This window comes from Yersinia sp. LJYL362 (genome assembly GCF_048323875.1).
This window is the reverse complement of record NZ_JBLWEX010000099.1, coordinates 1-10,425: the sequence shown is the minus strand read 5'-3', so window position 1 is coordinate 10,425 and position 10,425 is coordinate 1. Positions and strand designations below refer to the sequence as shown.

The window sequence follows — 10,425 nt, the reverse complement described above, 5'->3', positions numbered from 1 at the left end:
AGTAACCCAATAGAACATGGCAATACTTATCATCAAAGACAGGTAAAAAAGGGAACATTATGCGTATTGGTGTACCAAGAGAGCGGTTGGCCAATGAAGCCCGTGTCGCAGCAACGCCGAAAACGGTAGAACAATTGCTGAAACTGGGTTTCACCGTGGCGATTGAAAGCGGAGCTGGCCATTTAGCCAGTTTTGACGATGCGGCGTACCAGGATGCGGGTGCCACCATTACGGATACCACCGATGTGTGGCAATCCGACCTTATCCTCAAAGTGAATGCCCCACTTGAGGAAGAAATTCCCCTGATGCGTGCGGGGAGCACTTTGGTCAGCTTTATCTGGCCGGCTCAGAACCCGGAATTACTGCAAAAGTTGGCAGAGCGTCAGGTTACGGTATTAGCAATGGATTCTGTGCCGCGTATTTCTCGCGCGCAATCAATGGATGCTCTTAGCTCAATGGCTAACATTGCGGGCTATCGCGCTATTGTTGAAGCTGCACATGAATTTGGCCGTTTCTTCACCGGACAAATCACGGCTGCAGGTAAAGTTCCCCCAGCTAAAGTGATGATTATCGGCGCTGGTGTTGCCGGGTTGGCCGCTATCGGTGCGGCAGGGAGCTTGGGCGCTATTGTTCGCGCTTTCGATACCCGTCCGGAAGTGAAAGAACAAGTCCAAAGTATGGGCGCTGAATTCCTTGAACTCGATTTCGAAGAAGAGGCTGGCAGTGGCGATGGTTACGCCAAAGTCATGTCTGAAGCGTTTATCAAAGCCGAAATGGCGCTATTTGCAGCGCAAGCGGCTGAAGTGGATATCATTGTGACCACCGCGTTGATTCCTGGTAAACCCGCGCCACGGTTGATCACTAAAGAGATGGTTGCTTCAATGAAGTCGGGTAGTGTGATTGTCGATCTGGCAGCACAGACTGGCGGCAACTGTGAATTGACAGTGGCCGACAAAGTGACGGTGACTGAGAATGGCGTGAAAATCATTGGTTACACCGATTTACCAAGCCGCTTACCAACACAGTCATCCCAGCTTTATGGTACTAACCTGGTTAACTTGCTGAAATTACTCTGCAAAGAGAAAAATGGTGAGATTGACATTGATTTCGAAGATACCGTGATTCGCGGTGTTACTGTGGTCAAAACCGGTGAAGTCACCTGGCCGGCACCGCCAATTCAAGTATCAGCACAGCCTCAGGCGGCGAAAGCTGCACCGATTGTCAAAGAAGAGGCTAAACCTTCCTCGCCTTGGCCTAAATACATCATTATGGCGCTGGCTATTGTGCTATTTGGTTGGTTGGCCAATGTGGCACCGAAAGAGTTTTTATCTCACTTTACGGTCTTTGCACTGGCGTGTGTGGTCGGATATTACGTGGTGTGGAACGTCAGCCATGCGCTGCATACACCGCTGATGTCAGTCACCAACGCTATTTCCGGCATTATTGTCGTTGGCGCATTGCTGCAGATTGGTCATGGTGGCTGGGTGAGTTTCTTATCCTTTATTGCCGTTTTGATCGCCAGCATCAACATTTTTGGTGGTTTTACCGTCACCCAACGCATGTTGAAAATGTTCCGTAAAAACTAGGTTTCGATGAGGCCGAACTTGCCTAAAGCGCAAGTTGATAAAGCTGAGTGGATAAAACAATGTTTATAAAAACAACAATGTTTATAAAGACAACGTTATACAAAAATGAAGGGGTAACTGATGTCTAGTGGTCTCGTTACAGCTGCGTACATAGTTGCTGCGATTTTATTTATTTTCAGTTTGGCTGGGCTGTCGCGCCATGAAACATCCAAACAAGGTAACACTTTCGGTGTGACCGGTATGGCCATCGCGCTTATTGCGACCATTCTGGGGCCAGACTCAGGTAACGTTGCCTGGATTATCATCGCCATGGTGATTGGTGGGGCAATTGGTATTTATCTGGCGAAAAAAGTCGAAATGACCGAAATGCCGGAGCTGGTTGCCATCTTGCACAGCTTTGTCGGTCTGGCGGCGGTTCTGGTTGGCTTTAACAGCTATCTGGATCATGGCCCAGTGGTCATGGATGCAGTGATGGTGAATATCCATCTGACTGAAGTGTTCCTGGGGATCTTTATTGGTGCGGTGACATTTACCGGTTCTATTGTTGCCTTCGGTAAATTACGCGGGATTATCTCATCCAAACCGCTGATGCTGCCGCAACGCCATAAATTGAACCTGGTCGCGCTGGTTGTTTCATTCCTGCTGATGATTATGTTTGTCAAAACAGATAGCGTGGCGCTGCAAGTGGTCGCACTATTATTGATGACCGTGATTGCCTTAGCCTTCGGTTGGCATTTGGTTGCATCTATTGGTGGTGCTGATATGCCAGTTGTCGTTTCAATGTTGAACTCCTATTCAGGTTGGGCAGCGGCGGCGGCAGGTTTCATGTTGAGCAACGATTTGCTGATTGTGACCGGTGCGTTAGTCGGTTCTTCTGGTGCGATTCTGTCGTACATCATGTGTAAAGCGATGAATCGTTCGTTCATCAGCGTTATTGCCGGTGGCTTTGGTACCGATGGTTCTTCTACCGGTGATGCTGAAGAAATGGGTGAGTATCGTGAAACCAATGCTGAGGAAGTGGCTGAACTGCTGAAAAATGCCAGCTCTGTCATCATCACCCCTGGCTATGGTATGGCGGTGGCACAGGCACAGTATCCAGTTGCTGAAATCACAGCAAAACTCCAGGCTCGTGGGATCAAAGTACGCTTTGGTATTCACCCTGTAGCAGGGCGCTTGCCAGGCCATATGAACGTTTTATTGGCTGAAGCTAAAGTACCTTACGACGTGGTGCTGGAGATGGACGAGATCAATGATGATTTCCCAAGCACTGATGTGGTCCTGGTGATTGGCGCTAATGACACCGTAAACCCAGCAGCACTTGAAGATCCTCGCAGCCCGATTGCCGGTATGCCTGTGCTGGAAGTATGGAAAGCGCAAAGTGTTATTGCCTTCAAACGCTCAATGAACACCGGCTATGCTGGCGTCCAAAATCCATTGTTCTTCAAAGACAATACTCAGATGTTATTTGGCGATGCTAAAGACAGCGTGGAAGCCATTTTACGCGCGTTGTAATGGCGGTAGGGTATTGATTAAGGGCCACTAAGGTGGCCCTTCAGACTGCTGACAAACCTCGACACTTCGATCTTACAAGGTGAAGACAGGTAGAAGAGTAAAGCGTCCGCGCCAGGGAAGGCGCGGCTCGAGCCCCCAGGGAAGGGTTTACGGCGTCTTTACGATCTGCCTGTTTTCACCGCTACGAGCACTTTGTCATTAACGTTAGGGCCACCGAGGTGGCCTTTTTTTGCTCTAATCACGAATAGCTGGTGAAGCGGTTATTCTCCATCCGCAGAATCTTCATTGCTTTCCACTGGACAATTAAAGCCTTCCGGTTTAATGGCTAACAAATCACATTTCAGATGATCGATCACATGTTCCGTGGTATTCCCGATAAAGGCGGCAGAGAGACCGGTACGCCCTAAAGTACCCAGAACTACCACCCCAGCCCGTAAATGTTCCGCCAGATCAGGAATAACTTCTTCCGGCAACCCTTTTTCGACATGAGTGAATTTCTCATCAATACCAAATTGCTGGCGCAATGCTTTCATCGCGACCAAATGTTGGCCACGAATAGCATCGTTATAGACGCTCGGATCAAAATCAGGTAATTCAATGGCAATGTTAATCGGGGTAACCGGATAGGCGCTAATCAAGTGCACCGGAGTTTGGTTGAGATTCTCAGCAAGCTCTCTGGTTTCGTTAACTAAACGCAGATTAAGTGGGTCATGCAGTGGGTCTTCACTTGAGAGATTGACGGCAACCAGTGCCGTGCCATTTTCTGGCCAAGGTTGGTCTTTGACCATCCACACTGGGCATGGACATTTACGCAATAAATGCCAGTCAGTGGGGGTGAAGATAATTGATTCGAGGCGGTCGTGCTGATGTGCCATTTTGAGCAATAAATCATGCTTAAATTTCAGGACTTCCTGAATAATGGCTTCGTAGGGCCGATTGTGCCATACCACTTTGATTTCAATCGGTATCCCTTCATCAAGATAAAATCGACACTGTTCACTTATCCATGCTGAACGTTGGCTGATAACCCCTTTGCGCATTGCGGTGCGCTCATCAGGCGACAGTAGAGTGGTCATGTCATAGGACAAGTCATAAATAGCCAAAAATGCTTTAATTGTGCCGCCATTACGCCGTACAAGATAAACTGCACGCCTTAATGCAGGCTGATCATCCTGATTGGGGTCAATAGCAACCAGAATATTCTGATACTTTGCCATAGAGTCTCCTTACAACCGTGAATTAACAGTATGTTAGTTAAAGAGTAAACCATGAAAGTGAAAGAGAACAGGTGAGAGCACAAACCAGATAAATTATATAGATATGAGGGCGACTGATAAATCACATTTTGTGAGTCAGAAAGTGGCGGGGCAGCTATACCGTTCGGCTCGCGCCGCGACAAACATCCGGTACCTATCCCCGCCTACCTATTTACTGACGTCATAGAGCAATAATATTAATTACAGCTTGGTTTTGGGTTTCCCGCCAGTTGAGCCAGAGCTTCGGTATTCTCGATAGTGATGTATTTACCTTTCACACTCAGAATATCACTTTTCTGGAAACGCCCCAATAAACGGCTGATGGTTTCTACCGTCAGGCCTAAATAGTTGCCAATATCACCCCGCGTCATAGTGAGGCGGAATTCACGTGGTGAGAAGCCACGTTGAGCAAAGCGGCGCGAGAGATTATAAATAAACGCTGCCAAACGCTCTTCTGCATTCTTTTTAGAAAGCAGCAAAATCATGTCTTGATCACCTTTAATCTCGCCACTCATCAGGCGCATCATCTGCTGGCGCAGATTTGGCATTTTACCGGATAAGTCATCTAAGGTATCAAACGGGATTTCGCAAACCATTGAGGTTTCGAGAGCTTGCGCAAAGCTCGGATGTTGCAAATTACTAATAGCATCAAAACCAACTAAATCGCCTGCCAGATGGAAGCCGGTAATTTGCTCATCACCTTCTTCGGTAATGGTGTAACTTTTAATGGTCCCGGAACGGATAGCGTACAGGGATTTAAGCTCATCACCTGCTTTAAACAACGCCTGTCCCTTCTGAATAGGTTTTTTTCTTTCAATGATATTATCGAGCTGATCCAGCTCATTTTCATTCAAAGTAAAAGGAATACAGAGCTGACTGATACTGCAATCCTGGCAATGGATTGCACAACCGCCAGACTGAATACGTCGGATTATTCGTTTTTCCGGGATCATAGGGTATTCCCATTAATATTGATATGCGTCAATTTTAACATCTTTTCTTGCTTCTGATAAGAGCAACAATAGTTAGCGTGCTAAAAGATAACCCTCGTGCATTAATAACCAGCGTTTTCGTTCTACGCCGCCCGCATAACCGGTCAATGCACCTTGTTGCCCAATCACCCTATGACAAGGCACAACAATCGATATGGGGTTTAAGCCGTTGGCCATCCCCACCGCTCTGGAAGCGGTGGGGCGGTTAATGCGTTTTGCTAATTCGCCATAAGTAATGGTCTCACCACAAGGGATTTTACGCAGTTGTTGCCAAACTTGACGCTGAAAATCGGTACCCGCGGTTTTAACCGGTAAATTATCAATAATGTTCAGTTCGCCGGCAAAATAGCGTTGCATGCTGTCACTCAACCCACCAGGATTGCGCTGTTCCACCAGGGTAAAAGTATTTGCGCCGTAATGATTACGTAGCAGTTTCATCAGGCGTTCATAGTGATCGGTCCAATCAATGGCGCGTAGCCGGTGCTTTTCGTCTGCAATTAACAACAGTTCACCCTGAGGGGTTGCCATTTTATCAATCAAAAACGTTTCCATAGTTCTCCACGATGTTGCTGCCACTGGTTGAGCGAATTGTTGGCTTAAAAACTTTGCCAGCGATTATTACATGAAAAATAACATCAATAGATGACTATCAGGGCTGAAAAGCAAAAACCTGCTTTTATTGCGGCGTTAATCGCATAAAACATGAAGTTTAGGTATAAGGTCAAGGTGGGCGAAGTCAGTGTAAACCGCTAGGATAAAAGTCTGTTATTTACGAAATCAATTCATATCAGGTATTCAATTCATGTCCAATTTCACCTCGTATCCTTTATTACGTGAGAACGAACCGCCAGCTGCGGCTATCGAACGAGCTGAGAGCTGCTCGCCTTTTATCTTATTGGCAGACCATGCCGGCCAGCGTATTCCGGCTCAACTCGGGGATTTAGGATTACCAGCAGGAGAAATTGATCGTCACATTGGTTGGGATATTGGCTCATTAGCCACCGCGCAGTTACTTAGCCAGTATTTAGATGCCACATTAATTCATCAGCGTTATTCGCGTTTAGTTATTGATTGCAACCGTACCCCCGGTATCGCCAGTTCTATCCCTGAAATCTCTGAAAACACACGGATCCCGCGTAATATCGGTGTCACGGTGGAAGAGGCTCAAGCTCGTCGAGCAGAGGTATTTCAGCCATATCATGATTTGATTGCACAGACGCTTAATCAGCGCCGTGATAGTGGCCAGCCTGGTGTCATTATTTCCATGCACAGTTTTACACCATCATTCAAAAATATTTCTCGGCCTTGGCAAATTGGCACTTTATTTCACCGAAACCCCGAGTTTGCGCTGCAATTAGTGTCATTTTTGCAGCAAGAAGATGCCTTAAATGTGGGGATCAATGAACCTTATGCGATGACGGATGCCACAGATTTCACTTTGCCATTCCATGCCGAGCAGCGGCAGTTGCCATATGTCGGTATTGAGATTCGACAAGATCTTATTACTGATGAGAACGGGCAGGAGGAATGGGCCAGACGGTTGGCGCGGTTGTTACCACAAGTTTTATCCGCCTATACCCGTCATACTTCAAGCTGCGGGTGTGTTGGCTACACTTAATAACCCTAATCACTTACGACAGTAAGCTCATCGGGATTATCTCGCTTGCCGCCTTCCTGCAACTCGAATTATCTAGGGTAGATAACCTTGTCACCTATTTAACGACCCGAGAAAAGTCTGTTTTGCGCCAAATATTTTTCTGGGTTTATGACTGGCCACTATTAATTAGTTATTATCGGTGGCTATAGTTATTCTTATTTTATAACCAATTATTTATCACACAACTTTAAGGTTGATAATCTTGTGGAACCCAAACCCGCGCGTGTCCTGATCAGTGCCTGTTTGATGGGCAAACCTGTTCGTTATAATGGAAGTGCCCTGTCTGTCCATCATGAAATTATTCAGCGCTGGCAGGATGAAGGGCGGTTGGTCATGGTATGTCCTGAACTGGCTGCCGGAATGCCAGTACCGCGGCCTCCTGCTGAAATTCAGCAAGGTAATGGTGAGGCGGTATTACAAGGTCAGGCCCGGGTGATTGAACAATGGGGCAATGATGTCAGCCGGGAATTTCTGCAAGGTGCTTACCAGGCATTAGCGTTGGCCCAAAAACATCAGTGCACCTTGGCCATTCTCACTGAGGGTAGCCCGTCATGCGGTAGTAGCCGTATTTATGATGGACATTTTAATGGCACCCAGCGCACTGGACAGGGCGTAACAACGGCCTTATTGCGCCGCCACGGGATCACCGTGTTTAGTCATCTTCAACTTGAGCAAGCGGATGATTTTTTGCGAAGTGGTTCACAAATCCAGGTTGAAAATTAATCAAAAGTCATAAAATGTCGCTATACTGTATAAATAAACAGTACTCGTATCTTTAGTCACTTAATTTTATTGAAACCATTAAGTCGAGGTAGCGATATGGCATTTAAGATAATTGAAAAACAACCACAACAGATTGTGAGTATCCGAGTCGTCGGGCCTTATCACGAAACCATTCCAAAAGGTTTTGACCAACTATCATCACTTTATACCCAATACCAAATTCCGGGAAAAGATTGGTTAGCGCTTTACTGGGATAATCCTGAAACCAATCCACCGGCTGAGTTGCGAGCTGATGTCTCATTATCTGTTGCGGATGATTATGTTTTGCCACCAGAGCTCAGTGATCATCTGCAACTACAAGTGATTCCCGCTGGTTTGTATGCGGTGTACCACACTCGTGTATCGGATGATGATTACGCCAAAGCTTGGGGGGAATTATATAACCAGCATCTGCCACAAAGTGGCTATCGCCCAACCGAAGGGGCGTGCTACGAGGTTTACCTCAATGACGGCAGGGCTGATGGCTATTTTGATATTGATATCTATCAATCAGTTGAGAAAGACCAATAGAGTGAGACAAGCAGCCGGGCCTGAACCGTTCGGCTGTTTATTGCCTGAGTACGTTGGTTTCTAATCGCTATTTGATTTGGTCAGGAATATCCGGCTCAGCCAGTCACTGAACGTTCGCACCCGCGGTGATAATTGTCGATTGTGCGGATATAGGAAAGAAACCGGCATTGGGGGCGGTGCATATTCTGGCAGTATCTCAACCAGTGTTCCTGCGCATAAATCAGGTTCAACATGGTAGCGCGGCACCTGAATGATCCCGAGTCCGAGCCGGGCGGCAGCAACGAAGCTCTCTGCACCACTCACCGACAGAACTGCGGGTAATTTTACTGTTTGAATTTCAGGTATTGGGCGAGGAACCGGCCGTGGCGATAAACCTTCTTTTCTGGCAAAGGGCGCTAATGTGGTGTCGACACAAAACTCTAATGGCATCAATCCACCGGTTGCGCTGGAGCGAAATCCCACCATTTGGTGCCCGGTCAATTCAGCGAGTGAGTGCGGTGTTTCGTGTTGTTGCAAATAGCGTGGTGCGGCACAAGTTACCTGGGGCAACAGTGCCACTCGGCGGGCGACCATATCACTGTCTTGTAAATTGCCGACTCGCAATACCCCGTCAATACCCTCGCGAATCAAATCAACCAGCCTATCGCCTTCACTGATGAATAATTCGATATCGGGATATTGCATTATAAAATCAGGCAGTTGTGGTAACACAAAATGTCGAGCTAAGGTTCCATGCACATCTATTCGAAGTAAACCTCGGGGCTTGGCATTGGCAAACGCCATTTCAGCATCTTCTATATCAGCAATAATACGTAGGCAGCGCTGATAATAAGCCTCACCATCCAATGTTGGACTGACATGTCGGGTTGTGCGCTGTAATAAGCGGACATTCAATCGCCGCTCAAGCTGTTTAATTGCATCCGTCACACTCGAACGGGGCAAATTCAAGTCTTGGGCTGTTTGGGTAAAACTGCGCTGTTCCACTACTCTGATAAACACACGCATTGCGTCAATTCTGTCCATACCATTGTTCGATTTTTCCGGATAGTGTTGTCGAATAATAGGTGATTATCCGAATTGATAACAGTGGCATTCTCTCTCTGGCGGTTTAAGTGATCTGGGTTTTAATCATTACTCACCGCCTATATAGATGATGAAACTCGTATTCAGGAGAATATTATGACAAATACCATTCAGCAGGTCGCGATTGTTACTGGTGCATCACGGGGTATTGGTGCGGCAATAGCCGAGCGTTTGGCTCAGGAAGGCTACACTGTGTTGATCAATTACTCTCGGGCTGATGATGAAGCCGAAGCTTTGGTGCGTAAAATTCAACAAGCGGGTGGCAATGCATTAAGTGCCAAAGGCGATATTAGCGATCCCACCGCTGTGGCCCAATTGTTTACCGAAGCTGAAACCGCCTTCGGTGGAGTTGATGTATTGGTCAATAATGCCGGTATTATGTCACTCAGCACGGTTGCCGACAGCGACGATGAACATTTTGACCGCCAAATTGCCATTAACCTGAAAGGGAGCTTCAACGGCATGCGAGAAGCGGCGAGACGGCTCAGAAATGGCGGCCGAATTGTTAATTTCTCAACCAGTGTTGTGGGCTTAAAGTTGGAAAAATATGCTGTTTATGCTGCCACCAAAGCTGCGGTTGAAACGATGACGGCAATTCTGGCAAAAGAGCTGCGAGGTCGCGATATTACTGTCAATGCTGTGGCACCCGGGCCGACCGCGACTGATCTTTTCCTTAACGGCAAATCCGCTGAACTGATTGAAAAAATGGCGAAAATGGCACCATTAGAAAGATTGGGCACACCAGAGGACATTGCAGCGGCTGTGGCATTTTTAGTCGGAAAAGACGGCGGCTGGATCAATGGGCAAGTGTTGCGTGCCAATGGTGGGCTGATTTAACACTATGGTGCGAAGGCGCAGCGGGGCCAGGGAACGCCCCTGAAAGATAAGGAATAATAATTAATTGGGCTGCTATAAAAGTGTGGACTGTCATAAAAGCGTCATTCGCCTGTTCTAGTATCCGTTGTAACCAATCAATACAAATTGTATTACTGTTTTACAACAAGGAACTCTACTGATGCAGAACCGCGTATCCACTTTGTCCGGCA

General features: G+C 47.1%; 10 protein-coding genes. 6 read left to right on the top strand and 4 right to left on the bottom strand.

Annotated elements, in window-relative coordinates:
• Positions 1–59 precede the first annotated feature (59 nt).
• On the top strand, positions 60–1,586 hold the full coding sequence (gene pntA, locus ACNSO8_RS04320; protein ID WP_050159415.1) for a Re/Si-specific NAD(P)(+) transhydrogenase subunit alpha: 1,527 nt from the start codon (positions 60–62) through the stop codon (positions 1,584–1,586).
• Positions 1,587–1,706: 120 nt separating this feature from the next.
• On the top strand, positions 1,707–3,098 hold the full coding sequence (pntB, locus tag ACNSO8_RS04315) for a Re/Si-specific NAD(P)(+) transhydrogenase subunit beta (protein ID WP_005169667.1): 1,392 nt from the start codon (positions 1,707–1,709) through the stop codon (positions 3,096–3,098).
• Positions 3,099–3,358: 260 nt separating this feature from the next.
• On the opposite strand, the gene uspE is transcribed toward pntB, so the two are convergent.
• From uspE to ogt, 3 genes are all read right to left on the bottom strand, one after another.
• On the bottom strand, positions 3,359–4,315 hold the full coding sequence (gene uspE / locus ACNSO8_RS04310; RefSeq protein WP_019079393.1) for a universal stress protein UspE: 957 nt from the start codon (positions 4,313–4,315) through the stop codon (positions 3,359–3,361).
• Between the two features lie 236 nt (positions 4,316–4,551).
• Positions 4,552–5,307, bottom strand: a complete 756-nt coding sequence (locus ACNSO8_RS04305) for an FNR family transcription factor (protein WP_005160911.1) — start codon at positions 5,305–5,307, stop codon at positions 4,552–4,554.
• 72 nt (positions 5,308–5,379) lie between these two features.
• Positions 5,380–5,898 (bottom strand): methylated-DNA--[protein]-cysteine S-methyltransferase, encoded by a 519-nt coding sequence (gene ogt / locus ACNSO8_RS04300; RefSeq protein WP_019079394.1) that lies wholly within the window; start codon positions 5,896–5,898, stop codon positions 5,380–5,382.
• A gap of 250 nt (positions 5,899–6,148) precedes the next feature.
• On the opposite strand from ogt, the gene ACNSO8_RS04295 reads away from it, so the two are divergent.
• The 3 genes from ACNSO8_RS04295 to sbmC all read left to right on the top strand — a co-directional run bounded on the left by ACNSO8_RS04295 (position 6,149) and on the right by sbmC (position 8,296).
• The gene (locus ACNSO8_RS04295) at positions 6,149–6,964 is read left to right on the top strand and encodes an N-formylglutamate amidohydrolase (RefSeq protein WP_050159416.1); all 816 of its coding nucleotides are present in this window, start codon (positions 6,149–6,151) and stop codon (positions 6,962–6,964) included.
• 243 nt (positions 6,965–7,207) lie between these two features.
• Positions 7,208–7,726, top strand: coding sequence for a DUF523 domain-containing protein (locus ACNSO8_RS04290; protein WP_019079396.1), 519 nt, complete (start codon positions 7,208–7,210; stop codon positions 7,724–7,726).
• Between the two features lie 96 nt (positions 7,727–7,822).
• Positions 7,823–8,296, top strand: a complete 474-nt coding sequence (gene sbmC, locus ACNSO8_RS04285; RefSeq protein ID WP_005160901.1) for a DNA gyrase inhibitor SbmC — start codon at positions 7,823–7,825, stop codon at positions 8,294–8,296.
• A gap of 60 nt (positions 8,297–8,356) precedes the next feature.
• On the opposite strand, the gene ACNSO8_RS04280 is transcribed toward sbmC, so the two are convergent.
• A complete protein-coding gene (locus ACNSO8_RS04280) occupies positions 8,357–9,319 on the bottom strand; it encodes a LysR family transcriptional regulator (RefSeq protein WP_050131568.1) in 963 nt (320 codons plus the stop codon).
• 156 nt (positions 9,320–9,475) lie between these two features.
• Between ACNSO8_RS04280 and ACNSO8_RS04275 the strand changes: the two genes are divergently transcribed.
• Positions 9,476–10,216, top strand: a complete 741-nt coding sequence (locus tag ACNSO8_RS04275; RefSeq protein ID WP_050159418.1) for an SDR family oxidoreductase — start codon at positions 9,476–9,478, stop codon at positions 10,214–10,216.
• The last annotated feature ends 209 nt before the right edge of the window (positions 10,217–10,425 follow it).

Excerpts from the sequence above, each read along its gene's own strand:
- uspE (WP_019079393.1), bottom strand. The coding sequence starts at position 4,315 with ATGGCAAAGTATCAGAATATTCTGGTTGCTATTGACCCCAATCAGGAT.
- ogt (WP_019079394.1), bottom strand. The coding sequence starts at position 5,898 with ATGGAAACGTTTTTGATTGATAAAATGGCAACCCCTCAGGGTGAACTG.
- ACNSO8_RS04275 (WP_050159418.1), top strand. The coding sequence starts at position 9,476 with ATGACAAATACCATTCAGCAGGTCGCGATTGTTACTGGTGCATCACGG.
- ACNSO8_RS04280 (WP_050131568.1), bottom strand. The coding sequence starts at position 9,319 with ATGGACAGAATTGACGCAATGCGTGTGTTTATCAGAGTAGTGGAACAG.
- ACNSO8_RS04305 (WP_005160911.1), bottom strand. The coding sequence starts at position 5,307 with ATGATCCCGGAAAAACGAATAATCCGACGTATTCAGTCTGGCGGTTGT.
- sbmC (WP_005160901.1), top strand. The coding sequence starts at position 7,823 with ATGGCATTTAAGATAATTGAAAAACAACCACAACAGATTGTGAGTATC.
- pntB (WP_005169667.1), top strand. The coding sequence starts at position 1,707 with ATGTCTAGTGGTCTCGTTACAGCTGCGTACATAGTTGCTGCGATTTTA.
- pntA (WP_050159415.1), top strand. The coding sequence starts at position 60 with ATGCGTATTGGTGTACCAAGAGAGCGGTTGGCCAATGAAGCCCGTGTC.
- ACNSO8_RS04295 (WP_050159416.1), top strand. The coding sequence starts at position 6,149 with ATGTCCAATTTCACCTCGTATCCTTTATTACGTGAGAACGAACCGCCA.